Annotated in this window: 28 protein-coding genes and 1 pseudogene; 16 read left to right on the top strand and 13 right to left on the bottom strand. The window is 63.1% G+C overall.

Features of this window, described 5'->3' with window-relative positions:
* Positions 1-112: 112 nt before the first annotated feature.
* Positions 113-1,432 carry an NAD(P)/FAD-dependent oxidoreductase gene (locus tag AC6I6U_RS24895; RefSeq protein WP_497878659.1) on the bottom strand — a complete coding sequence of 440 codons (1,320 nt, stop codon included), beginning with the start codon at positions 1,430-1,432 and terminating at the stop codon, positions 113-115.
* A gap of 466 nt (positions 1,433-1,898) precedes the next feature.
* Between AC6I6U_RS24895 and AC6I6U_RS24890 the strand changes: the two genes are divergently transcribed.
* From AC6I6U_RS24890 to AC6I6U_RS24845, 10 genes and pseudogenes are all read left to right on the top strand, one after another.
* A complete protein-coding gene (locus AC6I6U_RS24890; protein ID WP_497878658.1) occupies positions 1,899-2,591 on the top strand; it encodes a GntR family transcriptional regulator in 693 nt (230 codons plus the stop codon).
* Between the two features lie 352 nt (positions 2,592-2,943).
* Positions 2,944-3,795 carry a glycine betaine ABC transporter substrate-binding protein gene (locus tag AC6I6U_RS24885; RefSeq protein WP_497878657.1) on the top strand — a complete coding sequence of 284 codons (852 nt, stop codon included), beginning with the start codon at positions 2,944-2,946 and terminating at the stop codon, positions 3,793-3,795.
* A 75-nt stretch (positions 3,796-3,870) separates the two neighbouring features.
* On the top strand, positions 3,871-4,980 hold the full coding sequence (locus tag AC6I6U_RS24880; RefSeq protein WP_497878656.1) for a quaternary amine ABC transporter ATP-binding protein: 1,110 nt from the start codon (positions 3,871-3,873) through the stop codon (positions 4,978-4,980).
* Between the two features lie 2 nt (positions 4,981-4,982).
* Entirely contained in the window at positions 4,983-5,831 is an 849-nt protein-coding gene (locus tag AC6I6U_RS24875) for an ABC transporter permease (protein ID WP_497878655.1), read from the top strand.
* Complete coding sequence (locus tag AC6I6U_RS24870) at positions 5,828-6,682, top strand: ABC transporter permease (protein ID WP_497878654.1); 855 nt, start codon at positions 5,828-5,830, stop codon at positions 6,680-6,682. The genes AC6I6U_RS24875 and AC6I6U_RS24870 overlap by 4 nt, the downstream gene beginning before the upstream one ends.
* A 5-nt stretch (positions 6,683-6,687) precedes the next feature.
* Complete coding sequence (locus AC6I6U_RS24865; RefSeq protein WP_497878653.1) at positions 6,688-7,686, top strand: 4-hydroxyproline epimerase; 999 nt, start codon at positions 6,688-6,690, stop codon at positions 7,684-7,686.
* Between the two features lie 12 nt (positions 7,687-7,698).
* The gene (locus tag AC6I6U_RS24860; RefSeq protein ID WP_497878652.1) at positions 7,699-8,709 is read left to right on the top strand and encodes a GlxA family transcriptional regulator; all 1,011 of its coding nucleotides are present in this window, start codon (positions 7,699-7,701) and stop codon (positions 8,707-8,709) included.
* Between the two features lie 48 nt (positions 8,710-8,757).
* Positions 8,758-9,840, top strand: a pseudogene (locus AC6I6U_RS24855) (cache domain-containing protein); the annotation flags it as partial.
* Between the two features lie 156 nt (positions 9,841-9,996).
* A complete protein-coding gene (locus AC6I6U_RS24850; protein ID WP_497883095.1) occupies positions 9,997-10,701 on the top strand; it encodes a methyl-accepting chemotaxis protein in 705 nt (234 codons plus the stop codon).
* A 329-nt stretch (positions 10,702-11,030) separates the two neighbouring features.
* Positions 11,031-11,297 carry a hypothetical protein gene (locus tag AC6I6U_RS24845; protein ID WP_497878651.1) on the top strand — a complete coding sequence of 89 codons (267 nt, stop codon included), beginning with the start codon at positions 11,031-11,033 and terminating at the stop codon, positions 11,295-11,297.
* An 84-nt stretch (positions 11,298-11,381) separates the two neighbouring features.
* Here AC6I6U_RS24845 and AC6I6U_RS24840 read toward each other — a convergent pair whose 3' ends face one another.
* From AC6I6U_RS24840 to AC6I6U_RS24825, 4 genes are all read right to left on the bottom strand, one after another.
* The gene (locus tag AC6I6U_RS24840) at positions 11,382-11,855 is read right to left on the bottom strand and encodes a periplasmic heavy metal sensor (RefSeq protein ID WP_497878650.1); all 474 of its coding nucleotides are present in this window, start codon (positions 11,853-11,855) and stop codon (positions 11,382-11,384) included.
* Positions 11,852-12,289 carry a hypothetical protein gene (locus tag AC6I6U_RS24835; RefSeq protein ID WP_497878649.1) on the bottom strand — a complete coding sequence of 146 codons (438 nt, stop codon included), beginning with the start codon at positions 12,287-12,289 and terminating at the stop codon, positions 11,852-11,854. Before AC6I6U_RS24835 ends, AC6I6U_RS24840 begins: the two co-directional genes overlap by 4 nt.
* Positions 12,286-12,867 (bottom strand): RNA polymerase sigma factor, encoded by a 582-nt coding sequence (locus AC6I6U_RS24830; RefSeq protein ID WP_497878648.1) that lies wholly within the window; start codon positions 12,865-12,867, stop codon positions 12,286-12,288. The genes AC6I6U_RS24835 and AC6I6U_RS24830 overlap by 4 nt, the downstream gene beginning before the upstream one ends.
* Before the next feature lie 81 nt (positions 12,868-12,948).
* Positions 12,949-13,269, bottom strand: coding sequence for a YXWGXW repeat-containing protein (locus AC6I6U_RS24825; RefSeq protein ID WP_497878647.1), 321 nt, complete (start codon positions 13,267-13,269; stop codon positions 12,949-12,951).
* 282 nt (positions 13,270-13,551) lie between these two features.
* Between AC6I6U_RS24825 and AC6I6U_RS24820 the strand changes: the two genes are divergently transcribed.
* Complete coding sequence (locus tag AC6I6U_RS24820; protein WP_017904009.1) at positions 13,552-13,695, top strand: hypothetical protein; 144 nt, start codon at positions 13,552-13,554, stop codon at positions 13,693-13,695.
* Between the two features lie 43 nt (positions 13,696-13,738).
* Here the strand turns inward: AC6I6U_RS24820 and AC6I6U_RS24815 are convergent, their stop codons facing one another.
* Together AC6I6U_RS24815 and AC6I6U_RS24810 are read right to left on the bottom strand one after the other, a co-directional pair.
* Entirely contained in the window at positions 13,739-13,936 is a 198-nt protein-coding gene (locus tag AC6I6U_RS24815; RefSeq protein ID WP_497878646.1) for a hypothetical protein, read from the bottom strand.
* Between the two features lie 3 nt (positions 13,937-13,939).
* A complete protein-coding gene (locus tag AC6I6U_RS24810; RefSeq protein ID WP_497878645.1) occupies positions 13,940-14,224 on the bottom strand; it encodes a BrnT family toxin in 285 nt (94 codons plus the stop codon).
* A gap of 329 nt (positions 14,225-14,553) precedes the next feature.
* Between AC6I6U_RS24810 and AC6I6U_RS24805 the strand changes: the two genes are divergently transcribed.
* Positions 14,554-15,426 (top strand): undecaprenyl-diphosphate phosphatase, encoded by an 873-nt coding sequence (locus AC6I6U_RS24805; RefSeq protein WP_497878644.1) that lies wholly within the window; start codon positions 14,554-14,556, stop codon positions 15,424-15,426.
* 36 nt (positions 15,427-15,462) lie between these two features.
* Here the strand turns inward: AC6I6U_RS24805 and AC6I6U_RS24800 are convergent, their stop codons facing one another.
* The 5 genes from AC6I6U_RS24800 to AC6I6U_RS24780 all read right to left on the bottom strand — a co-directional run bounded on the left by AC6I6U_RS24800 (position 15,463) and on the right by AC6I6U_RS24780 (position 20,053).
* A complete protein-coding gene (locus AC6I6U_RS24800; RefSeq protein WP_497878643.1) occupies positions 15,463-16,653 on the bottom strand; it encodes a DUF2252 family protein in 1,191 nt (396 codons plus the stop codon).
* Positions 16,654-17,005: 352 nt separating this feature from the next.
* Positions 17,006-17,599 carry a GNAT family N-acetyltransferase gene (locus AC6I6U_RS24795; protein ID WP_497878642.1) on the bottom strand — a complete coding sequence of 198 codons (594 nt, stop codon included), beginning with the start codon at positions 17,597-17,599 and terminating at the stop codon, positions 17,006-17,008.
* Positions 17,600-17,709: 110 nt separating this feature from the next.
* Positions 17,710-18,189 (bottom strand): YbaK/prolyl-tRNA synthetase associated domain-containing protein, encoded by a 480-nt coding sequence (locus AC6I6U_RS24790; protein ID WP_497878641.1) that lies wholly within the window; start codon positions 18,187-18,189, stop codon positions 17,710-17,712.
* Between the two features lie 9 nt (positions 18,190-18,198).
* On the bottom strand, positions 18,199-18,963 hold the full coding sequence (locus AC6I6U_RS24785; RefSeq protein WP_497878640.1) for a sulfite exporter TauE/SafE family protein: 765 nt from the start codon (positions 18,961-18,963) through the stop codon (positions 18,199-18,201).
* A gap of 4 nt (positions 18,964-18,967) precedes the next feature.
* Positions 18,968-20,053 carry a TauD/TfdA family dioxygenase gene (locus tag AC6I6U_RS24780; protein ID WP_497878639.1) on the bottom strand — a complete coding sequence of 362 codons (1,086 nt, stop codon included), beginning with the start codon at positions 20,051-20,053 and terminating at the stop codon, positions 18,968-18,970.
* Between the two features lie 108 nt (positions 20,054-20,161).
* Here AC6I6U_RS24780 and AC6I6U_RS24775 point away from each other — a divergent pair, with 108 nt between their 5' ends.
* The gene (locus AC6I6U_RS24775; RefSeq protein ID WP_497878638.1) at positions 20,162-21,076 is read left to right on the top strand and encodes a LysR family transcriptional regulator; all 915 of its coding nucleotides are present in this window, start codon (positions 20,162-20,164) and stop codon (positions 21,074-21,076) included.
* Here AC6I6U_RS24775 and AC6I6U_RS24770 read toward each other — a convergent pair.
* Positions 21,014-21,973, bottom strand: a complete 960-nt coding sequence (locus tag AC6I6U_RS24770) for a LysR family transcriptional regulator (RefSeq protein ID WP_497878637.1) — start codon at positions 21,971-21,973, stop codon at positions 21,014-21,016. The genes AC6I6U_RS24775 and AC6I6U_RS24770 overlap by 63 nt on opposite strands.
* Between AC6I6U_RS24770 and AC6I6U_RS24765 the strand changes: the two genes are divergently transcribed.
* The 3 genes from AC6I6U_RS24765 to AC6I6U_RS24755 are packed head-to-tail and all read left to right on the top strand — an operon-like array spanning position 21,960 to position 25,088.
* Positions 21,960-23,399: a CitMHS family transporter gene (locus tag AC6I6U_RS24765; protein ID WP_497878636.1), complete on the top strand. Its 1,440-nt coding sequence runs from the start codon at positions 21,960-21,962 to the stop codon at positions 23,397-23,399. The two genes, AC6I6U_RS24770 and AC6I6U_RS24765, sit on opposite strands and share 14 nt — an antisense overlap.
* A gap of 16 nt (positions 23,400-23,415) precedes the next feature.
* Positions 23,416-24,768 (top strand): acyclic terpene utilization AtuA family protein, encoded by a 1,353-nt coding sequence (locus AC6I6U_RS24760; protein ID WP_497878635.1) that lies wholly within the window; start codon positions 23,416-23,418, stop codon positions 24,766-24,768.
* A gap of 5 nt (positions 24,769-24,773) precedes the next feature.
* Complete coding sequence (locus AC6I6U_RS24755) at positions 24,774-25,088, top strand: AtuA-related protein (protein WP_497883094.1); 315 nt, start codon at positions 24,774-24,776, stop codon at positions 25,086-25,088.
* Positions 25,089-25,190: the final 102 nt, after the last annotated feature.

Genomic DNA, 25,190 nt, shown 5'->3' with positions numbered 1-25,190 from the left:
CCACGTGTTGATCGTTCGCGGTATCCAGCCGGACTTCAGGCAAGGCCGGACCGCGCCGCGACACCCGGGGATGCCACGGCAAGTGGTTCAGGTAGCCGTCGGGAGAAGGGCCTCAGCTCTCCGCGCCGGCGCGGTACTGACCCCAGCGCAGGTTCATGTTCACGCCCATCGACAGGAACGGCTGCGGCGGGTTGGCGGACGGTCCCGGGACCTTGAGCAGGTACTGGGTGAGTTCGTCGTCCTGGCCGCTGAGCCAGTCGCCCAGCAGCTTGCCGGTGGCGGTGCCACGGGTGACGCCCAGGCCGTTGCATCCCAGTGCGCCATAGACATTGGGCGCCAGTTGGCCGAAGAAACCGTTGTGGTTGCGGGTCATCGCCAGGGCGCCGCCCCAGGTGTATTCGAATTCCACGTTGGGCAGCATCGGGAAGCGTCGGTCGTAGGAGGCACGGTGATGCGCGACGAAACGTTCCAGGTAGCGCTCCTTGGCGCGTCCGTCCGGGTTGAAGCTGAAGCTGTTGCGAATCAACAGGCGCTGGTCCGGGGTGCGGCGTACGGTGGTGCCGAACGGGTCGGCCGGAATGATGCCCCAGTACGGGTTGCCACCCAGGCGGGCCTGCTCTTCTTCGGTGAGCGGGCGGGTGATGCTGGCGTAGGTGAAGATCGGCAGCATGCGGCCCTTGAGGAAACCGAAGTGCATGCCGAAGGCGTTGTTGGCCAGCACCAGGCGATCGGCCTCGATGCTGCCGTTGGCATGCTTGAGGAGGATGCGCGGGCTGTACTCCACGTCGAGGATCGGCGTGTGTTCGTACAGGCTGACGTTGGCCGGCAGCGTGTCGGCCAGGCCCTTGACCAGGGCCGAGGGTTGGATCAGAGCGGTTCCGGGGGTGAACAGCGCCTGGCGGTAGAAACCGGTACCGACCCGTTCACGCAGGGCCTCGGCGCCGATCATCTCGCACGGTTCGCCGAGTTTTTCCAGCCCGCGCCGGTAGGCGTCGAGAACGGCCATGCCACGGTCCTCGACTGCGGCCTGGTACTTGCCGCAAAAGGTCATCTGGCAGTCGATGTCGTAGGTGTCGACCAGTTGCTTGAGGTAGCGCTGGCCGGACAGGTTCAGCTTGAGGACGGTCTTGGCGTTGTCGATGTCGCCGATGTAGTCGTCGGCGCCGATATCGTGGGGCAGGTCGATGGCGAAACCGGCGTTGCGCCCGGAGGTGCCGAAGCCGACTTCCTGCGCTTCCACCAGGATCACTTCGTCATTCGGATGGCCCAGCGCCAATTGACGGGCGGCCGCCAGTCCGGTGAAACCGGCGCCGACCACCACCCAGCGTGCCTTGGAGTTGCCGGTGTGCGCGGGGCGTGCCTGGCGCTTCTGGCTGAGGTGATACCAACCGCAGGTGTTATCGTCGGCTGGAAGAGAACTGATCTGTACCATGGGCACCGCTCTATTGTTATTTGACATCACCCGCCGACGACATGAACCGTCGTGGGAAACCAGATGTATACATGTTGTATCCATAAATATGCGGCAGCTCGTCGCAGCTGTCGAGTGCCGTTGGGCATGCTTGTGGGCAAATGGGTGTAAATGTCGTTGGCAGACCAAGGGATGTCGCAGGCAAACTGATCGACCTGGGTGTGATGCCCGGAAAACGGCGGAAGGTGCCCAGCACGTTTGAAAAAGCGCTGTTTATCGATTTCCGACAGATTCATACTCAAAACCGACTATTTTTCACATTGCGAATATCGGTTAAGTGTTTGATTCAAAACAATAAAGTGTGAATTTGTCTTGTGTTCACAGTGTGTACAAGATGAATTCAACGGATTGACCACGCCCGAGTTGCGTGGGAGTCTGTTTCCCACCACGGTGCCATCACTGGCATCCAGAACACCGGAGGTCCCTGGTGAAAAGTGGCAAAACTGGGCTTTACGAAGACCTGAAGCGGCAGATCCTGACGATGGAACTCGATCCTGACCAGGTTCTGGATGAGGTCACTTTGAGTGAACGCTACGGGCTTTCTCGCACCCCGGTTCGAGAAGTATTTCGGCGCCTGGAAGGCGAGGGCTACCTGGACATCCGCGAGAACCGCGGAACCCGGGTGATCCCGATGAACCATTCGACGCTGCGCAATTTTTTCCTGGTTGCACCGATGGTCTACGCTGCAATCGGGCGTTTGGCGGTACAGAATTTTACACCGGCACAACTTGAGGAACTGAAACAGACCCAGCAGCGTTTTCGCCAGGCCTCGTTGGAAAGAAACCCCCTGGCACTGTCGCTGGAGAACAACCGCTTCCACGAAATCATGGGTGAAATGGCTGGCAACCCGTACCTGAAACCAAGCCTGTCGCGGTTGTTGATCGATCACGCCCGGATCGGCCACACGTTCTACCGGCCACGTGATCAGGACATGGAGCAACGCCTGGATCTGTCGGTGGAACATCACGACGAGTTCATCGAGGCGATCGCCAGGCACGATGAAAGTCGGGTAGTGGATCTGGTGTTCGAACACTGGGAGTTGTCGCGAGCGAACATGCAGCTGTTCATTGCCCCGCAGGCGCTGAAGGCTGACTCGTTGGTGGAGGGCCCGCTGAATTAAATGGTGGAGTATGCGTCTTGAGGTTCGAAGGTATGAATGCGCCGCCGTTGTACGCGCCGACCATCGACTGAAACGCCCGTAATTCTCCGGCCGCTTCCACAGGGCCGGTACATGCGCGATGGCATGGGCCCGGCGAATACGGCTAGGGCCTTTTCAATATCTTGAATACCAACGTCAAGCCTGACGTTGCACAGACTTTCTGGCAGAGATTTTTGCCAGGAACGGTTGACTACGTGCCGTAAAAGAGGGTCGAGACACCTACACAGACAATAAAAAACAAACATCGAAGTCCAAAAACAATAGCAAGTGCTTGTTCTGCCGTTTCAAAAAATAACCAATTCGGGGAACCACCATGAAGATGTTTAAAAAAGCGTTTTGTGCATTGGCTCTGGCGGCGGCAGTTGTTCTGCCGACACACGCCGAAGAAAAAACCATCACCATGGGCACCTTGTCCTGGGAAGACCTCACGCCGATTACCGGTATTACCAAGAAAGTTCTTGAAGACCAGGGTTATACCGTCAAGGTTACCCAGTTCTCCGAGTGGGGTATCGCCTACGCCGCTCTCGGCAAGGGCGATGTGCAGATCCTTGCCTCGCAGATCGACTATGCCGCCAACGACTACTGGAACAAGAACAAGAACCGGCTCGAGAAGATCTCGCCGGTGTCCTACGGCCTCTACCAGGCCATCGCCGTACCCAACTATGTAACGATCAATTCGCTGGAAGAGTTGAACGCCAATGCCGACAAGTTCGGTGGCAAGATCGTCGGTATCGAACCCGGTTCGGGCCTGATGAGTGACGCAGCCAATGCGGTCAAGGCTTATGGCCTCAAGCTCAATCTGCTCGAAGGCAGTACTGCGGCGATGACCGCTGCGCTCAAGGCTGCCGTGGACCGCAAGGAATGGATCGCCGTGGCGATCTGGGACCCGTCGTGGATGACCCAGAAGTTCGACGTCAAGTTCCTCGCTGACCCGAAAGGTATCTTCCCGCCACCGCAAGGCTACTACTGGATTGGCCAGAAGGGTTTCAGCGCGGCCAACTCGCGTGCGCGTGAAGTGATTGCCAGTGTGTATGTCCCGTTGGCCGACATCAAGGCCATCAACGGTGAAGTCAAGGACGGCAAGAGCATGGACGAGGCCATCAAGAACTGGACCGACAGCCATGCCGAATTGCTCAAGCGTTGGGAAAACATCAAGAAAGACTGATGGTTTTCAAACTTGCCAACTGCCGAACTTGAATGCACTACAGGCCTGAACTACCAAGGGCCGGACGGGATTGATATGAGTACGCAAACTGCAGATGCCCATGAAGTACTGGTAAGTTGCCAGTCTGTCTGGAAAGTATTTGGCGAGCGCTCCGAAGAAGCGATGCGCGCAGTCATTGAAAAGGGGCTCTCGAAGAAACAGATACTTCATGACTACAGTTGTGTCGTGGGGGTATCCGACGTCAATCTGGAAGTGCGCCGTGGTGAGATCTTCTGCATCATGGGCCTGTCCGGCAGTGGCAAGTCGACACTGATCCGGCTGTTGAACAAACTCATCACGCCCAGTGCCGGCAAGGTGCTGGTCAAGGGGCGTGAACTCAACTCACTCAACGCTGCGCAACTGCGCGACATGCGTGCCAAGCATATCGGCATGGTGTTCCAGAGCGTGGCGCTGTTGCCGCACCGCACGGTGCTGGAAAACACCGCCTTCGGTCTCGAGGTCCAGGGTGTGCCCAAGGCCGAGCGGTTGAAGATTGCCGAGAAGGCCTTGGCCAAGGTCAGCCTCAGCGATTGGGCCAATCGTTACCCGAACGAACTGTCCGGCGGCATGCAGCAGCGTGTCGGCCTGGCCCGTGCGATCACCGCGGACCCGGAAGTGATCCTGATGGACGAACCCTTCAGTGCGCTCGACCCGCTGATTCGCCGCCAGCTGCAGGACGAGTTCCGCCAGTTGACCAAGGAGCTGGGCAAGTCGGCGGTGTTCATCACCCACGATCTGGAAGAGGCGATCCGCATCGGTGATCGCATCGCCATCATGAAGGACGGCATGATCATCCAGGTCGGTACGGCCGAGGATATCGTGCTCAATCCGGCCGACGACTACGTGGCCGAGTTCGTCGCCGGCATTTCCCGCCTGCACCTGGTCAAGGCGCATTCGATCATGGCGCCGGTGGCGGTGTACCAGCAGGCCCATCCGGGCGTCAATGTGGCGCGCCTGACGCAAGTGGCGCCGGACGCGGACCTGGATCACATCATTGGCCTGGCCACCCAGGGCGACAGCGATTCGGTCGCCGTGGTCCAGGCCGGCGTGGTGATCGGGGTGATCACCATTCGTGACCTGTTGCGCGGCGTCCAGGGCATCGCCAACGAGTTCGCCAGCACCGGTGAACAGCGGGAGAGGGCGTGAACATGGCCTTCGAAAGTTTTCCCGAGCAGTTCGATGCGCATGTCGACGCGATGCTGGAGTGGTTGCAAGACAACGCCTCGTCGCTGTTCGACGGGATCAATGCCGGATTGCAGGGGGTGTACCAGGGCTTGTACTGGCTGCTGCAGCTCCCACCATTCTATGTGATGGCCCTGTTGCTGGCGGTGCTTGGCTGGCGCCTGGCGGGGTTGCGTTTCGCCATCGGGACACTGGTGGCGATGCTCTGCTGTGCATTCATCGGCCTGTGGGCCGAGACCATGAGCACCCTGGCGCTGGTGGTGGCCGCCACGGCACTGGCGCTGCTCGTCGCCATCCCGCTCGGGGTCGTCGCGGGCCTGTTGCCGGCCCTGGACCGGGTGGTAGAACCGGCGCTGGACCTGATCCAGACCCTGCCGCCGTACATCTACCTGCTCCCGGCGATCGCCTTGCTCGGCTACGGCCCGGGTACGGCGCTGATCGCCACCTTCATCGTCGCCTTCGCCCCGGCGTTTCGCCTGACGGCACTGGGTATTCGCATGACGCCCAATGCGTTCGTCGAACTGGGCAATGCCAGCGGCGTGACCCGTTGGCAGATGTTCAGCAAGATCCGCCTGCCATTCGCCCTGCCGAGCATCATGGCCGGGGTCAACCAGAGCCTGATGATGGCCTTCGGCATGGTGGTGATCGCCGGTATCGTCGGCTCCGGTGGCCTGGGCCAAGTGATCTACAACGCGATCCGGACCCTCGACATCGCCACCTCGATCAACGCCGCCATCGCCATCGTGATCCTGACCATGGTGATCGACCGCATGGCCCAGAGCGCCACGCCCAAAGCCCGGGAGAATCGCGAATGAGCCTCGCCGATCTGCAGTTTTCTCCAGGGCGCTACATCGCGCCGCTGGTCGACTGGTTGAACACCAACATGCACGGCTTCTTTGCCGCCCTGAGCAACCTGATCTCGCTGGTACTCGGTGCCGTGGAGTCCGCCTTCCTGGCGTTGCCACCGCTGGCAGTGATCGCGATCGTGTTCATTGGCACGTTGTTGGCGGTACGTCTGCGGGTGGCGGTACTGACGGCGGTGATGCTCGGTTTCTGCCTGATCGCCGGGTTGTGGACCGCGTCGATGCAGACCATCGCACTGGTGTCGGTCTCGGTGCTGATCTCGGTGAGCATCGCGTTCCCGCTGGGTATCCTGGCTTCGCGCATCAAGCGTGTCGATGCTGCGCTCAGCCCGTTGCTGAACGTGATGCAGACCGTGCCGCCATGGGTCTACCTGATTCCGGCGGTGATGATCTTCAGCCTGGGCCGCGTGCCGGCAATCATCGCCACGGTGATCTACGGCATTCCACCGATGCTGCGCCTGACCACTCTGGCGTTCAACCAGTTGCCCAAGCACATGCTGGAACTGGGCAATGCCATGGGCGCTTCGCCGCGGACCATCCTGTTCAAGATCGAAATCCCGCTGGCCATGCCGACCCTGCTGGTCGGCCTGAACCAGTGCATCCTGCTGTCGCTGGCCATGGTGGTCCTGGCCGGGCTGGTCGGGGCCGGTGGCCTGGGCGCCGAGGTGACCCGTGGGCTGACGCGCATGGAAATGGGCCTGGGCCTGCGCGCCGGGCTGGCGATCGTCGCTGTCGCCCTGCTGCTCGACCGCGTTTCGCGCGGCGCCCTGGACCGTAATCAGAAGCCACGCCACGGGAAATGATCGCCATGAAGAACAGCTTTTTCTGCATCGACGCGCACACCTGCGGCAACCCGGTACGACTGGTGGCGGGCGGGGCACCGATGCTGCCGCATCTGCCCATCGCCGAACGGCGCGCGCTGTTCGTCGAGCATCATGACTGGATCCGCCAGGCGCTGATGTTCGAACCACGCGGCCATGACGTGATGTCCGGCGCGATCCTCTATCCGCCGTATCGTGACGACTGTGACGTGGCGGTGCTGTTCATCGAGGTCAGCGGCTGCCTGCCGATGTGCGGCGCGGGGACCATCGGGCTGGTCACCAGCGCCCTGCAGGAAGGTCTGGTGACTCCGCGGGTGCCCGGCCAGCTGGCCCTTGAAACCCCGGCCGGGCGGGTCGATGTCGAATACCGGATGGAGGACGGCCGGGTCAGTAGCGTGAAGATGCTCAATGTCACCAGCTACCTGCATGCCATCGACGTGGCAGTTGAGATCGAGGGTGTCGGGCGCCTGACCGTCGACATCGCCTACGGCGGCAACTACTACGCGGTGGTCGAGCCCCAGGAGAACTGGCCCGGCCTGGAGGGCGCCAAGGCCTCCACGCTGATCGCACTGAGCCAGAAGCTGCGCGCTGCACTGGCCTCGGTGATTTCACCGGTTCATCCGCTCGATGAGCGGATTCGTGGGGTGCACCACGTGATCTGGTGCGACCAGCCGGACGATGCCCAGGTCGACGGACGCTGCGCGGTGTTCTACGGCGAACAGGCCATCGATCGCTCGCCGGGCGGCACCGGCACCAGCGCGCGCATGGCGCAACTGCACGGCCGCGGGCGGCTGCAGGTGGGCCAGGAGTTCCGCCACCAGAGCCTGATCGGCACGATTTTCACCGGCCGGGTCGAAGCCCAGGCGACCCTCGGTACCTATACCGCTATCCAACCCAGCGTAACGGGTTGGGCCAAGGTCATCGGTTACAACACCATCATCGTCGATGATGAAGATCCGTTGGCCCATGGTTTTCAGATCACTTGATATGAGCAATAAATGGTAGATAGAAGAGTTTTCAGCGGTGGTCTCCAGGTCAAGAACTATCGCTATGTACAAAAGGATGAAGTCTCGCCGCCAGGGCAGGCGGCTGTCGGGTTCATCCTGCTGGAGCATTTTTCGATGCCGGCCTTCACGCAGGCCCTCGACACCCTGGTCACGGCAAACCTGCTGCAACCGGCGCTGTTCGCCACGCGAACCATGACGGTCGATGGGCAGGACGTGGTCAGTGACCTGGGTATCGTCATTCGCCCCGACTCCAGCCTGGCCGGCTGCAGCCTCGACCATTTCGACCTGATCGTGGTCTGCGGTGGCCTGCGTACGCCCCTGCATGAGCAGCCGGAGCTGCGCTCGTTCCTGAAGAAGACGGCCGACAAGTCGATCGCGCTCGGCGGGCTCTGGAACGGCGCCTGGTTCCTGGCCCAGGCCAACCTGCTCGAAGGCTACCGTTGTGCAATTCATCCCGAACATCGGCCCGCCCTGGCTGAGGCGGCCAGGGAAACCCAGGTCACCAGTGAAAGCTACATGGTCGACCGCGACCGGCTGACCGCTGCCAGCCCCACCGGGGCGTTCTACATGGTTCTCGAGTGGATCGGGAAAATGCGCAACACGGCACTGGTCGACGGCATCATCGATATCCTCGCGTTCGAGGATTCGCGTTACCGGCGGGTCAATCCCAAGCTGCACATCAAGATGGCCGAGCCGCTGCGGGAAGTGGTCAAGCTGATGGAAGCCAACCTCGAGGAGCCGTTGGACCTGATGCAGCTGTCGAGCTACGTCAACCGTTCCCGCCGGCAGATCGAGCGGCTGTTCAAGGAGCAACTGGACACCACGCCACGGCGCTATTACCTCGAACTGCGGGTGACCGAAGGGCGGCGGCTGCTGCAGCACTCGGGGCTGACCATCGTGCAGGTCGCCGTGGCCTGTGGCTTCGTGTCGCCCAGCCATTTCAGCAAGTGCTACACCGCCTATTTCGGCTACCCGCCCTCCCGGGAAAAACGCTTCGAATAAACCGCCCTCGACTGCCCCTGGCCCTCCTTACGTTCTGGACCGAGCACAATGAAAATAAGAGATAAACTGACGTGTGTGTTTGCCGGGATCGCCGGTGTGCCGCTGCTGCTGGTCGCGGCGGTGGTGGTGGTCAATCTGCGCGACGAGGCGCGGGACAGCTTCGTCGACAGCAGCACCCGCGAGATCGTGCAGATCGACAACGGCATGCAGCAGTTTTTCGACGGCATTGCCCAGAACGTCCAATACCTGTCCCAGGACCCGCGCCTGGCACCGATCACCGGGCTCAAGCGCTACATGGCCGCCGATGCGCCCAGCGTGGCGCCGCCGGCGGTGGCCAAGGCCACCCTGGACATCTTCGACATGTTCGCCAAGGCGCATCCGAATACCGCCTATGTGTCGTTGGCCACGGACGACGGTGGGTATGTCGCCTGGCCGGATGTGCCGGACCTGGCCGGCTACGATCCGCGCACGCGACCCTGGTACCGCCTGGCCATGGCGGCACCGGGGACCATTGTCCGCACGCCGGCGTACTACTGGGCGGCCAGCGATTCGGTGCTGATCTGCACCATGCGCACCCTCAGTGATGCCCAGGGCAACCCCCGTGGCGTGGTCGGCCTGGACGTATCGCTCAAGCAACTGACGGAGCTGGTGCGCAAGATCAAGCTGGGGCGCAGCGGCTACCTGATGCTGACCGAGGCTGACGGCAACGTGCTGGTCGATGCGGCCGACCCGGCGCATTCGTTCAAGCGGCTCGCCGAGCTGGGCAACGACTACGTGCCCCTGGCGGCCCTGCGTGAAGGCTCGACGGAGGTGACGCTCAAGGGTGTCACCTACATGGCCAACGTCTATACCTCCAAGGCCCTGGGCTGGCACCTGATCGGGCTGATCGAGAAGCAGGAAGTGATGGCCAAGGCCGATCACCTCAGCTGGATCATCCTTTGGGCTGCGCTGGCCATGGCGGTGCTGTTTGCCCTGGTCGGTGCGCGGTTTGCCGGGATCATCGTGCGGCCGATCCGTGGTGTTGCCAGCGGCCTGCAGGACATTGCCCAGGGCGAGGGCGACCTGACCCGCAATCTCGCCGTACGTGGCAATGACGAAACGGCGGTGTTGGCCGGCTGGTTCAACGAGTTCCTCGGCGCCATTGCCCAACTGGTGCGCAACATTGGCCAGACCTCGGGCAAGCTGCACCACACCAGCGGCGGCAGCCGCCAGGTTGCCCACGCGGTGAACGATGCCGCGCTGCGCCAGCGCGAAGCGGTCGAACTGGTCAGTACCGCATTCAACGAGATGGTCGCCACCGCCAACGAAGTGGCGCGTTCCTGCACCGAAGCGGCAGCCTCGGCCGAAGCCGGCCAGCGCGATGTGCAGAGTGGGCAACGACAGATCGACGAGGCCACCGACAATGTCGGGCAGCTATCGAACAACCTCGAACAGGCCACCGAGGCCATGCAGGCGCTGGAGGCGGACAGCCGCAACATCAACGGCATTCTCGATACCATCCGCTCGATTGCCGAGCAGACCAACCTGCTGGCGCTCAACGCGGCCATCGAGGCCGCCCGTGCCGGCGACCAGGGGCGTGGCTTTGCCGTGGTAGCCGATGAGGTACGGGCGCTGGCGCGGCGCACCGCCGACAGCACCGGTGAAATCGACGGCCTGCTGGGCAACCTGGTGCGCGGTACCGAAAACGTCACCCGGCAGATGCAGGCCAGCGTCGACATGTCCCGCCAGAGCGTGGACCGCATCCAGCAGGCACGGGAAAGCTTCAACAAGATCCGTGATCAGGTGGACAACATCCGCGACCAGAACAGCCAGATCGCCACGGCTGCCGAAGAGCAGCACCAGGTGGCCGAGGACATCAACCGGCACATCACGCAGATTCACACTGATGCACGCGAGGTCGAGGACCTGGCCCGCGCGGCCCGCAACGACGCCGAGCAACTGGCGGATATTTCCAGCGAACTCAATACGCTGGTCGGGAGGTTCAAGTACTGAAGTAATGCCTAGCGTTGCCGGTGCGCTCCAGGCCTATCCGGCGACGGTTTTTGATACAGGGCGACAGAGCCAGACTTTACGGATGTCCAGCGTTCCTCCAAGGGATGCGGCATCCGTTTTTTTTGCCTTGCCGGAGTGCGATGAACGCACCGATGGCAAGGCTGGCCAGTCGTTGGCACAGGTCGGCGACGAGGGTAAACACCTGTAGGATGGGGCTCTGATGCGGGGCGGGTATTGCCAGGATGCTTGAAAATGAGGCAATTATTCCGATCCGCACTACATTAACTTCAGACAGACGAATAGTTGAGCGCCACCGGCAGGAGCCACCCATGACGATGATCGACTCGGAACTCTTGACACCTTACCTGGCGGCCAGGGACAGCGCCCGCGCGGCCTGGCGGCTGACGGTGGCCTCGTTGAGCAAGACGCCACCGTCAGCCCTGGAAGAGGGTTTCAAGGCGGTCAAGATCGCCGAGCGCGCTTATTTCCGGTGTTGCGAGGACCTTTGCGACGTGGTGCGCAGCGAGATCGCCCGGGCAGAAGAGGTGGCTGCCCGGGAGGTTTCACACAAGGGTGGCGTTGAGAACAACCTGTAGTCGGAGTGACTCGCTCGGTTGTTTTCTCAAGTGCGGTGGCTGATTGCATCGCCAGTGCGCCCGGCACCCGCTCCATCGCAACTATCACTCCCTTCTGGTGCTTTTCGCCTTGCCCTGCCCGCGCTGGTACAAGGCCTTGCCCAATTCCTGGCGCTCATCCTGCGGCAGGTTGCCGGCAAAATCCGCCAGGGTGTTGTCGACCAGCACCCGCAACGAGTTGTCCGCTTCACGGGCCCGGCCCAGGTCGGTCAGCAGGGCATTGCGGTCCAGGGTCGGCGCTTCCAGCTGGCGGATCACGTCCAGGCGTGCCTCACGCCCGGCCATGACCAGCGGCTGGCTGTTGGCCTGGTTCTGCCGCAGCAACTGGCGCAGTTGCTTGCGCCGCGGTTCGGGCAACTGCATCAGTGCCTGGCGCAAGCCATGCTGGTTGACTGCGACCACGGTGGGCTTGGCGTTGACCAGCCAGTGATACAGCCCGCCGGCGATGCCGCCGACCAGGAATATATTGAGCAGCAACGACACAACCAGCAGCGGCTTGAGGTACTTGGGTGGGGTCATTGCTCGGTTTCCTCGGCGTTGACGGTAAAGACGATGTCGGCATCGCCGTGGTCGAAGACGCTCGGCAGCACTTCGGCCGAATGCATCGGCAACGGCAGGCTCAGGGATGCCACCAGGATGCCGGCGGCGATCCCGGCCACGCCGACGCCGACAATGCCTGCCGGCGACAACCAGCCGGCATAACGTTGCCAGAACGATGGAACACGCTTCGTTGCGGCCGACAGGCGAATCTGCCGGATCAGCGCCGGGTCCGGTGCAGGTAGCCGATAGCCGTCGAGCAGATGGTCGAGCGTGCTAGCCTGGTCCAGGGCGGCGAGGGCGGTGCCGTCGCCCTGTTCGAGCAGGACTTCGGCGCCGGCCCGCTCGGTGGCCGGCCAGCGCCGCAGGTCCGCGCCATGGGCTTCGGCCAGTTGGGCAAATCGTTCGGGCGTCATGGTCTTTCCCTCCCTAGTCCGGCATCGCCGAGCGTCTCGGCAAGGTAGCCGCGCAGGTTGCGCCGGGCCCGCGACAGCAGGCTCTCCAGTGCCTCGACGCTGATGTTCATCAGCGCCGCGGCTTCGATGTTCGACAGCTCCTGGTAATACTGCAGCACGATAGCCTCGCGCTGGCGTTCGGGCAGTGCGGCCAATGCCGCGGCCATCTGTTGGCTACGCGCGGCGGCTTCCAGTTGTTCGTCGGGCGCTGGCGTGCTGTCGGGCAGTTCCAGCGGCTGGTCGTCATCGGTCAGCGGACGTTCCTTGCGTCGGCGCAGGTGATCACGGCACAGGTTCAGTACGACCCGATGCAGCCAGGTGTCGAAGCGTGCCTCGTCGCTACGCCAGTTCGCTGCCTGCTTCCAGATACGCAGGAAACTCTCCTGCGCCACATCCCGGGCCTCATCGGCATCGCCGAGCAGCCGGGCGGCGAGCGCCAGCAGGCGGGGCAGCTTGCGCGACACCATCTCGTTGACGGCCGCCGGCTCGTTGTTGCCGATGCGGGCCAGCAACTCCACGTCCGGATCAGTTTCTTTCAATATGGCAAATCCCGGTCCGGTGGCTGAACCTCGGATTGATCGGAAGTCCCGGCTGCGCGCCGCGCAGCCGGGGACCGGTACTCAGCGAATCCAGTGGCCTTCGATCCATACCCAGTTCGGGCCGCGTGGTGCCCAGTGGCCCGGTTCCCAACGGGCATTGCGGCGCACCGGCTGCCAATGACCCGGCTCCCAGACGTAGCCGCGACCTTCCCAGCGCCAGTGCCCGCGATCCCAGGCATAGCCGGGACGCTCGACGGGGATGGTTTCCACGCGCATGGGCGGCGGAGCCTCGCGAATGATGATTTCGGGCTGGGCAAAGGTCGGGGTGCTGGTCAAGGCCGCGAAGGCCAGGGGAATCAGCAGGGCAAGGCGAAATTTGGCCAGAGGTCGTGCAGGTCTCATGACAACTCCTTCATGCGGCGTACGAAAATGAACGCTGCTGATGGGTTGAACGCAGGACACCGGGAAAAACCGTCGCGGCAAAATCAAAATTTTTCGCAGGGTTTTTCAGCGGTATCGAGCAGAAGTATTGCTCAGGGTGGGCGGGGTGTTGATGAAATCGTGCGAAGGCCGCGACGGATTCCGGCAGTTGGCTGCGTTTAACCGGTAACCGTTGGCAATCGGCAGTGTGTTTGTGCTGTTCGTCGGCCGGTCTTACCTACCCGCACCATGAGGAACCTCACCATGTCTCGTCGTCTCTCGCTGCTCGTTGCCGCTGTCCTGCTGCTGAGCCTCAGCGGCTGTGTGATTCTGCCGGGGCACAGGGACCATTGCTGTTGGCGCTATTACGGCGCTGTCGCCCACTCGACGCAGGACGCGGCTGCCTGACTCGTCATCCCGGGCCCATGGAACGACGGGCCCGGGATTGACCTCATTGCACCGGCTGAGAAGCCAGGGCCTGGCGCAGCAGGTCGTTGATGAGGGTCTGGCTGCCGGTCGTGTCGTTTTGCGCGCGTGCCCGCGCTGCCGTGACGACGGCATCGTCGAGCAGGAGGGCGATCCGGGTCTTGCCAACGTTGCTGGCAACGGCGCCGCGCTTGGCCCTGGCGAAATCGTATTGTGCTTTCATCAATCAGATCTCCAGATACTGGCGGGCTTCATTGCTCGAGGCGATTCGTGCACCGATGACTTGCACGATGCCGGGTTCGGTCTGTGTGTAGGCAGCAACGAGCAGGCGTCTGGTCGCATCCAGCCCCATGATGATCCAGGGCTGGCGCTCATGATCCCGGTCGTGGAGCCTGAGGGCTCCGTCATCGTAGAAAACTACCTCGGCATCGGCCAGGCTGACGCCCGCATGTTGCTGTTTATTGGCGGTGTTGCTGGTTTCTTCGTATTGGATCTGGAATGTACTCGTCATGTGCCTTCCGAAGGTCAATTGAGATGGGCTGATACCGCCTGGAGAATGAAAACGTCTTCCTGAGACGCAATCCTGATGAACAGCGGTAAAAGGGGGCATCAACGACGTGTGACGTTTCGAATAGGGTCGAGCGACGCGGCAGTGCACTGCGACGCGGGGTCCGTGGCAGCTTTGTCATAAATAGAATTATTTTGTCGCTTGCATTTTTGCCTTTGTTTTAACTGGAAATTCGGCAAGAACCGGCCCATCATTCGCCGCACTGTTTCCACGCTCCGGGCGGTTGCTGCACGCCTGGACGAAGACCACTCGCCTTTTTTCAGGAACTCATTTTGTCTAACGTCTGCTCCAGCGGCCTTGATATTGGCTTCGCTTCTCTGAATTACCTACAGATCGGCATCCTCGGGATCATCCAGGGCATCACCGAGCTGCTGCCGATTTCCTCAACTGCGCACATGCGTATCGTCCCGGCGGTGCTCGGTTGGCAGGATCCGGGTTCGGCGTTCTCTGCGGCCATGCAACTGGCGGCGCTGGCGGCGGTGGTCAGTTACTTCTGGCGTGATGTGCGTGATGTGGTCGGCGGCAGCATCACGGCGGTGCGTCAGCGCGACTTCGACAGCCAATGGTTCAAACTGGCGGTGGCGATCATCCTGGCGACCATTCCGATCGGTATCGCCGGCCTGGCCTTGTCCTCCACCCTCAATACCTGCGATTCGCCGCTGCGCGGCCTGACCGTGATCGGTGTGTCCTGCCTGGTGATGGCGGTGCTGCTGGCGGTGTCGGAATTCAGTTGCCGGCACCAGCGGGTGGTCGGTGAGATGCGCCTGCGCGATGCGCTGATCGTCGGCATCGCCCAGGTCGGTGCGCTGATTCCGGGTGTCTCGCGTTCCGGCTCGACCCTCACGGCGGCACTGTTCCTCAACTTCAAGCGTGAAGAGGCGGCGCGTTTCTCGTTCCTGCTCGGTCTGCCGGCAATTGCCCTTGCGGGCCTCAAGGAGCTGTGGGTGCTGTACCACGCGCAGATCCCGGCCGAGGCCTGGAGTCACCTGCTGTTTGGCATCGTGGTGGCCAGTGTCTCGGCTTTCGCAGCGATCTGGGGCCTGATGCGTTTCCTCGAGCGTTTCTCCACCTGGCCGTTCGTGATCTACCGCGCCGTCCTCGGTGTCTTCCTGATCGTCGCCGTACAGCAAGGCTTCCTCTCCTGATTCAAGGGTCAGGCGCGGCCGTGGTGCCGCGCCTGGTCACTTGTCGGTCCCCAGCGCATAGCGCCGGCAGTGTTCCAGATAGCCCTGCTCATGACTGCCCACCAGTTGCACCACGCTGGTCCATAACCACGACGGTGCATCCAGGGTCCTGGAACGGTTCAACTGCAGTTCCGCCAGCCAGCTTCTGCGGGTTGCTTCATCCATCTGCCGGGCATGGGCGATGCCGACTACCCGCGCCAGGTAGCCAGCGGCATGCTTGGCATCGGTGTTGTCGAGGGTATCGAGTTCGAGCTTGAGGTCCTGGGGCAGCAGTTCGCGAATGAATACCCCGTGATCGAGGAAACGCGTCGCCATCATCCGCTCGCCCAGGCTCGGCGACAGTTGGCGAGCGCCCTCGAGCACGCGCCGGGCGTTGTCGCGCGGCATGTGCACATGGGCTCCGCGTGGGGCCAGGGCGGCCACGGCTTCCTTGACGTCGAGCAGGCAGAAATCCTGTTCGTCCTTCTCGCCGACTGCCAGCAGCACCGCATAACGCATCAGCCCCAGGGAGCTGCAGCCCTTGACCCAGTAGGCGCTGTCGAGCAATTGCACCCGCGCATCCCGTGGCCGGCCCTTGAGGGCAGTGACCAGTTCATGGATCTCCGGCCCTTCGCAGAGCGCCTTGATCGCGGCTTTCTCGCTGCGTGAGGTCGGCCAGAAGTGACGGCCGATGGGCAGGGTCGGCTGGGTGTGTTCCATGCGTTCGCGGGCGAGGTGTTTCCAGGTGCGCTTGACCGCATCGCGCAGGCCGGCCTTGACCTGGGATGGGCGATGCGGGACCAGGTCGGTTTCGTCCTGCAGGGCCTGCTCGTAGCCGACCATCATCTCTTCGAGCATGCGTGCGGTGGTCACGCCGGGCAGGTCCGAGCCGCGGGCGGCGGTTGCCAGGGACAGCGCCAGGCGTACGAGATCGTGCACCGGGTTGCCGATCACGGTCTGGTCGAGGTCGCGAATATGGATATCGGTATCACCGTTGACGTCGCCGGTGGGCCCGAGGTTGCCGACGTGGCAGTCGCCGCAGATCCACACATTCGGGCCGTGGGGCAGGCGTCTGCCGCGCTGGCTGTGCAGCCACTCGTAGAACTGGGCGGTATTGCCGCGCACATAGGCGTGGGCGGAGCGGGCCATTTTCTCGTTGCGCAGGTTGGACAGGATGGCAGCGCGTTGGCTGGGGCGAGGTGGTTTCAAGGGGCACGCTCTCTGGCTGGGACATGAGCGTTGGAGCGTTCGTCGAGCGTATTGGTTTCGCCCTGGCTTGGTGTTCTTGCGATAGTTTTTGGACGGCCCGTGAGTGCGAAAAAAAAGCCCGCATGCGGGCGGGCTTGAATGGGAGGTTCATCAAAGGAGCGGGTTCACTATAAACAGCCCGGTGCCTGGGCACCGTGAAAGAAGTTTTACCTCAAGGCCACGTCCGGCAAGGCTTCTGGGCGGTTTCACGGCGTGGCCGCCGGCGTCGCCATAAAGATTTCTTCATCCTGATACCGAGTGCCCGGTTTTGCCTGGAAGTTTCGGTCGCCGCTGTTCCTTGTGGGAGGAGGAGTCAGCTTCGCTGGAGGCGCGCCTGCAACTGTTCGCGTACTTCGGGCCACTCCTCGTCGATGATGCTGAAACGCACGGAGTTGCGCTTGCGGCCATCGGGCATGATCCGCTCGTTGCGCACGATGCCTTCCTGCTTGGCGCCCAGGCGCAGGATCGCTGCGCGCGAGCGGGCGTTGATTTCGTCGGTGGTGAACTGCACCCGCACACAGTCCAGGTCCTCGAAGGCATGGCGCAGCATCAGGTACTTGGCCTCGGTGTTGACGAAGCTTTTCTGCCACCGCGAGGCTATCCAGGTGCTGCCGATTTCCAGCTTGCGATAGTTGCGATCGATCTTCCAGAAGCGGGTGGAACCGATGACTTCGCCGCTGGCCTTGAGCACGATGACGAAAGGCATCACCGTACCGGCTTCGCGCCCGGCGATTGCCGTGCCGATGTACGAGCCGACGGTGGCCTGTGAAGGCACCACGGTGAAGGGCAGGTTCCACAGTTCGCCATCCTCGGCGGCGCGGACCAGCGCATCGGTATCATCGGGTTGCAGCGGGCGCAGCAGCAGGCGCTGGCCTTCCAGGGGGCGGGTAAGCAGCAGGTTTTTCACGGTGTGGGCTCAGGCGTTGGTTCTTCGACCATTACAGTCAGCCCGGTGTGCCTTGGCAAGGGCCATTGGCAAGGAAAACACCGGGACCAATCTGCTTGGAGCGGTCCGGCCTAGACCTGGCTGATATCGAGCAGCCGTGGCTTGGCGATCGCCAGGTAGTCCTCGCTGGCGAGGATTATCGAGGCGTCCAGCCGTCCGGCATTGAAGGCGATTTCCCCGTAGCGACGGGTCAGGCTCGGGTCGACGATCAGCTCGATCCGTTCATCGAACACGAACGGCGGAATCGCGCCGATCCGGCAGCCCGTCAGTTCCATGGCCGTCTCGGCCTTCACCAGCTCGGCCTTTTTCCCGCCGAGGGCGGCGCCGAGTTTCTTCATGTCGAGCTTCCGGTCACCCGGCAGGATCGCCAGGGCATACCGTTCAGCCTGGCCCTTGAGGGCGCAGAGCATGGCCTTGGCACCCTGGCCCGGTTCGGTGCCGCGGATGTCGGCGACACGGAACGATTGCCCCTCGGCATCGTGCTGCAGAACGCGGTAATGGGCGCCATGGCTGTCCAGCAGGCTCACCAGTCGATCGAAAACGGGGTACATGGGCGTTCCTCAGATTGTCTTGATCAGGTCGTAGGAGAGCTTGCTGATCAGGATCACCAACAAGACCAGGAACAGCGCGCGGACGAAGGGCACGCCCCTGCGCACGGCGAGCCAGGTACCGGTGAGGGCGCCGAGGATGTTGAACAGCGCCATGGGCAGGGCTATCAGGTACAGGACGTTACCGGTCGGGATGAAAAACACCAGCGCGGCGACGTTGGTGGCGATGTTCACCAGTTTCGCCGAGGCCGAGGCATGCAGGAAGTCGAAGGCGAAGCAGCGGATGAACAGGAAGATCAGGAAACTGCCGGTACCGGGGCCGAACAGGCCGTCGTAGAAACCGATGGCGCCGCCGATCAATACCGCCAGCAGTTTTTCCCGAGGGCCGATCTGCAGCGGTTTGTGCAGGGCGCCGAAGTCCTTTTTCCAGAAGGTGTAGAGCGCCATCAGCACGATCATCACCAGTACGGCCGGGCGCACCACCGATTGTGGTACGGCCGACACTGTCGCTGCGCCAAAGAACGACATGACGAATGCCGCACCGGCCGCCGGGACCACCAGGCTCCAGTCGATCACCACCTTGCGGACGAACGAGCGTGCCGCGAAGGTCGTGCCGCAGGCTGCGGCGACCTTGTTGGTCCCCAGCAGGGCGGCCGGCGGGGCCGAGGGCAGGACGTTGAACAGCGCGGGGATCTGGATCAGTCCGCCTCCGCCCACTGCCGCGTCGATCAGGCCGGCGGCAAAGGCGAAGAAGCACAGGGTGACGATATCTAGCATGGAGTCAGGCTCTTACGATAAAGGGTTGGGTCGGGTCCAGCGGCACCACGCGCGCCGGATCGTCGACCCCGAACACCCGGATCATCCAGCGGTCGCGGCCGTCGTAGCGCGGTGCGAAGCCATCTCGGGCGTGCAGGGTCTGCTGGTTCTTGAAAATCAGCATGTCGCCGGGCTGGAGCAGGATGTGACGGATGACATCGGGGTGGTTGGCAGTGGCCGAGAACAGTTGCATGGCGAAGTCGGCGTTGGCCGTGGTCGCCGTGACGGCGGCCTTGTTGTAGCGGCAGTGCAGGCCGCCGGATTGCGGTTTGTAGAGCAGCGGTACGTTTTCGAGGACGTTACCCGGGCTGCCGAACGATTCCGGCCGGCGAATACTGAAGTTCGGCCGCAGCAGTTCCTGCTCGACGAAATCGGGCAGGATATCCAGCACGTCGCGGATGGCGACGATACGGGTCGGCACGTCCAGTTCGCAGCGTAGTCCGGTCAGCGTCAGGTACTCGGGGCAGGCCGACAGCCCGCTGACCGGTTCGCAGGTCAGCGGCAGGTGCGGGTTGTCGACATGCATGCCCAGGCCCAGGCGCGAACCGAACGAGCTGGCTTCGGTTTCGCGTTCCTGCTTGGGCGAGACGTGACGGAATACCGTGTTGTCGCTTTCGCCGGCGTAGCCCACGGGACGGGTGCCCAGGGTCGCCAGTACGCAGAGAATTGCGGCCGCAAGCACCGGCAACTGTTCGATGCCAGGCTCGGCGTCATAGGGCGTTGCCGGCAGTTGCAGGTCGACCGGCAAGCCCCGAACGATCATTGCCACCGAGTCGGACTTGGGGAAGTCCCGCAGCGCCTGCTGTTTGTCGGCGCTCAATACGGTCTCCAGCAGGCGTGCCAGGGCCGGCATCTGCTCGATACCCGAGGCGCTGTCGTGGATAGCGAAGGAGGTGAGTGCTTCGTGCAATTGTCGCTGCTCGGCGAACGATAGATTGAGTTCGGGCAGGGACTGCAGCATCGCTGCCGGCTTGTTCCGGACCAGCCAGTCCGGGTTTGCCTGGCCGGCGCGGCTGGCCGCATTCCCGACTATCTCATCCAGTTTTGACACGTCCTTGCTCCTTTATTCCTACATCCCTGTGGGTTAAGCGCGAAGGCTAACGGAAGGGACCTTTTTGTGTTGCAATGCCACATTGCGAAAAGTGCAACGAGGTGAATGATGGCGCTGGATATGTTGAGTGAGCTCGAAGCGTTCGCGACAGTGGCGCGCAAGCGCAGCTTCATTGTTGCGGCGCGAACTCTGGGACGCTCGCCAAGCGCCGTGACCCGTGCTGTCCAGGCTCTGGAAGAGAGCGCCGGGGTGAAGCTGTTCAATCGTTCAGCCAACGCGGTGAGCCTGACCGAGGCGGGTGAGCGCCTGTTGCCCCATGCCCACAAAATGCTGGATCTGCAACGTGAGGCCGATGAAGACCTGGCCGGTATCAGCGGCCTGGCCAACGGTTGGGTCCGCTTCTCGGCGCCGGAGTTTCTCGGTCATGGAGTCATGCCCAGGCTGATCGCCCAATACTGCGAGCGCTACCCGCAAGTGAAGATCGATGTGATTTTCACCGATGAAAGCATCGACCCGGCCAGGAGCGAGCTGGACTTCTCGATTCGCGGCGCCTTTCCGCAATCCAGCGACCTGATCGGTTTTCCCCTGTGGAGCTATGCCCGCTTCCTATACGCCAGTCCTGCTTATCTGGAGCGCTGTGGCACTCCCGACTCGATAGAGGCATTGGACCTCCATTCGTTGATTCTGCACACTGCCCCGCGGATTCTTAAAGAGTGGAATTTTCGCAACGAGCAGCAGGCAATCAGCTTTCGAGTGCATCCGAAATTTCGCTTCAGTTCGGGCGCAGCAGTATTTCAGGGGGCATTGGCCGGCCTGGGGATTGCCCGTCTGGCGGACTGGCTGGCGGAACCCGAGGTTGAGCAGGGGCGACTGGTGCGGGTTTGTCCGGAGTACCGGTTGACCTCCAGCAGTGGCGAGAACCCGCAGATGCATGCGGTGTATCCGGCTGGCAACCTGCCGTTACGGGTCAAGATGTTGCTGGAGCTGATCCGCACCTTTGGCGATAACGCCAGCCGGTTCTGACCAGGGCTTCGCGGCCAGGGCAAAGCGCTCGCGAACGAGGTCGGCAAAGCGTGCCGCCGCCGGCCCGAGCGTCTGCCCGGTGCGGGTGATCAGGCCGATTTCACGGCTGACGCCGGTGTGCTCCACCGGCAGGCACCTGAGGCCGCCTTGTCGATCATCCGCCGACTCCGGCAGGAGGGTCATGCCCAGGCCTTGGCGCACCAGGGCCAGGACGGTGGACATGTAGTTGGCTTCCAGGCCCGGGACCAACGTCAGGCGTTGTTCGTCGAATAACTGCTCGACCCGTTCGCGCACGCTGCTGTCGCGTCCGGTGAGGATCATCGGCTGGCCGCTGAGGTCGGTCAGTCGTACGTTTTGTTTGCGGGCCAGCGGATGCTGTTCGGGTACGAACAGGCAGAGTCGGTCGACCATCACCACCTCGAAGTCCAGGCCATGGCTCAGACGCGCCCGCACGCCCAGGCCGAAGTCGACCTCGTTCTCCCGGACCAGAGCGTCGATGCGCTGGGCGACCACGTCGCGCAGACGGATTTCCACACCCGGATAAGTCTCGCGAAAGGCACGCAGCACCGGCGGCAGGGCACCAGAGCAGATCGACGGCAAGGCGGCGATGGTCACCACGCCGCGTTGCAGGCTGGCCAGGTCGCGGGAGCCGCTGACGATGTTGTCCAGATCCAGCAGCAGCTTCTCCATCGGCCCGCGCGCCTGCTGCCCGGCGCTGGTGAGGCTGACCTGCCGCGGGCTGCGTTCGAGCAGCGTGACCCCGAGCCAGTCCTCCAGCTGTTGCACCTGCACGGTCAGGGCCGAGGGCGACAGGTGCAGTTCGTCCGCTGCGCGGGTGAAGTTGCCGGTACGGGCCACGGTAAGGAAGGCGCGGATATGCTGGATGGCGTTCTTCATTCTGTTTTTCCGAATGCAAGGCAGTGAACATTCCAATTTACAAAGCTTAACCGCATTCCAATACTCCAGGGAAAACAATAACCGTCCGCTCTCGGGCTTCTGGCCTGACGGTGCGGCTCACTGGAGTCTTCCCATGCTTGCCACGCTGGGTGTCATCACCATTCTCTGTCTGCTTGCGGCTGTCATGAGCAAGCGTCTTTCCCCCCTGGTCGCCCTGATCGCCTTGCCGATCATCGCCGCATTGATCGGCGGCTTCGGCCTGCAGACCAGCGCCTTCATCATCACCGGCATCAAGAACGTCGCCCCGGTGGTCGGCATGTTCGTCTTCGCCATCCTGTTCTTTGGCGTGATGACCGATGCCGGCATGCTCGACCCGATCATCGACCGTATCCTGCGCACTGTCGGCACCCGACCGAGCCGGATCGTCATGGGTACCGCGCTGCTGGCGTTGCTGGTGCACCTCGACGGTTCGGGGGCGGTGACCTTCCTGGTCACGGTGCCGGCGATGCTGCCGCTGTATACCCGGCTGGGCATCGACCGGCGGATCCTCGCCTGTGTCGCGGCGATGGCCGCCGGGGTCAATTTCCTGCCCTGGACCGGGCCGGTGCTGCGCTCTTCGGCAGCGCTGCACGTGCCGGTGGCAGACCTGTTCCAGCCGCTGATCCCGGTACAGGTCGTTGGCCTGCTGTTCGTGTTCGCCAGTGCCTGGTGGCTGGGTCGGCGTGAGGAGCGCCGCCTCGGCCTGGGGGCCGGCACGGCGGTGGACAGCGTGCCGACCCGAGTGATCAGTGCCGACGAGGAACGGCTGCGGCGGCCTCGGTTGTTCTGGGCCAACCTGCTGCTGACGGTGCTGGTGATGGTGGTGATGATCGCCGGCTGGGTCGACCCGGTGGTGATGTTCATGCTCGGCACCGTGGTCGCGCTGTGCCTGAACTACCCGAATGTCGACGCCCAGCGCGAGCGTATCGATGCCCATGCCAGGACCGCATTGACCATGGCCAGCATCCTCCTTGCCGCCGGGGTGTTCACCGGCATCATGCAGGGTACCGGCATGCTCAAGGCCATGGCCGAGGTGGCGGTGGCGCAGATTCCCGCCGGGCACGGCAAGCTGATTCCGACGGTGGTGGGGCTGCTGTCGATGCCGCTGAGCCTGTTGTTCGACCCGGACTCGTTCTACTTCGGGGTGATGCCGGTGATTGCCGAGGTCGGCAAGGCGCTGGGGGTCGAACCGCTGCAGGTGGCCCAGGCGTCACTGCTCGGCGTGCACACCACCGGTTTCCCGGTCAGTCCGCTGACCCCGGCGACCTTCCTGCTGGTGGGGCTGTGCAAGATCGAACTGGCCGATCACCAGCGCTTCACCATTCCATTCCTGTTTGCCGCCTCGGTGCTGATGACCCTGACGGCGTTGCTTCTGGGCGTCTTTTGAGAGGAAGGACTTTGCGATGAAAACCTTGCGTATCGGCTCCGGTGCCGGTTACTCCGGCGACCGTATCGAGCCGGCCGTGGAATTGGCGGCGAAGGGCGAGTTGGATTACCTGGTATTCGAATGCCTGGCCGAGCGCACCATCGCCCTGGCCCAGCAGGCGCGGTTGAGCGACCCCGAGGCCGGCTACGATCCACTGCTGCGCGAGCGCATGCAGCGGGTGCTGCCCTTTGTCGCCGGCAATGCACGGCGGTTGCGGATCATCACCAATATGGGCGCGGCCAATCCGCTGGCGGCGGCGCGGGAAGTACGACGAATCGCCGGCGAACTGGGCCTGCCGACGCTGAAAGTGGCGGCGGTCACCGGCGATGACGTGCTGGCGGCCTTGCAGGCCGAGCCAGAACGGCTGCTGGACAATGGCCTGCGGGTCGCGCAACTGGGCGATCGGCTGGTTTCGGCCAACGCCTATATGGGCGCCGAAGGCATCGTCCAGGCCCTGGCGGAGGATGCCGACGTGGTGATCACCGGGCGGGTCGCCGACCCGTCGCTGTTCCTCGCGCCGCAACTGTTCGAGTTCGGTTGGGCGGCGGATGACTGGCAGCGGCTTGGTCGCGGCACCCTGGTCGGGCACCTGCTCGAATGCGCGGGGCAGATCACCGGTGGTTACTTTGCCGACCCTGGCGTCAAGGAGGTACCGCGCCTGGCCTACCTGGGTTTCCCGCTGGCCGAGATCGATGAACAGGGCGAGGCGGTCATCACCAAGGTGGATGGCAGCGGTGGTCGGGTGGACCGCGCCACCTGCGCCGAACAACTGATCTACGAGGTGCATGACCCGGCGGCCTACCTGACCCCGGATGTCACTGCGGACTTTTCCCAGGTGAGCTTTGCCGACCAGGGGCCGGACCGGGTACGGGTGCAGGGCGCCACGGGGCAAATGCGGCCAGGGGCACTGAAGGTTTCGGTCGGTTACCTGGATGGCTGGATCGGCGAGGGGCAGATGTCCTATGGTGGCCCTGGCGCGCTGGCCCGTGGTCGACTGGCGCGGGAAGTGGTGTTGGAGCGCCTGCGGATCATCGGGATCGAGGTGGATGAGGTGCGTGCCGAGCTGATGGGTGTCGACTCACTGCATGGCGAGCGCCTGGGCGGCCGCACCACGGATGAGCCGTGGGAGGTGCGCCTGCGCGTGGCCGCCCGCTGTGCCCAGCGGTCCGATGCCGTGCGCGTCGGTAACGAAGTGGAAACGCTGTACACCAACGGCCCTTCGGGCGGCGGTGGTGCCAGCAAGAGCGTGCGTCAGGTGGTGGCCGTGGCGTCGCTATTGCTGCCGCGGGAAAGCCTGGCCGCCCGGGTTCATCTGGAGGATCTGCAATGAGTGGCTTGAGGCTGCGGGCGCTGGCCCATTCGCGTACTGGCGACAAGGGCGACACGTCGAACATCTCGGTGATTGCCTACCGCGCCGAAGACTATCCACGGTTGCGCGAATGGTTGACGGCGGAACGGGTTGCGGCCTGGTTCGCCGAGCTGCGCGACCCGGCTGCCGCGCCGGTGCGGCGCCATGAACTGCCGGGCGTGCAAGCGCTGAACTTCGTGCTGCCGGGTATCCTGCGCGGTGGCGTGACCCGCTCCCTGGCGCTGGATGCCCACGGCAAGAGCCTGGGCTCGGCGTTGCTGGACATGCCGCTCGATGACTGACTAGTGTCCTGTGTGGCTAATTCGCTTACTCAACTTCGCGTCCAAGTCTTCGCCAGGCGGCGTTGCCATTCCTCGCCGTAGCCCTGCTACGACTCGTCATGG

It is taken from the genome of Pseudomonas sp. UTLPPB19802 (assembly GCF_059730225.1).
The sequence above is the reverse complement of the archived record's forward strand: the minus strand, read 5'-3'. Positions and strand labels throughout refer to the sequence as shown.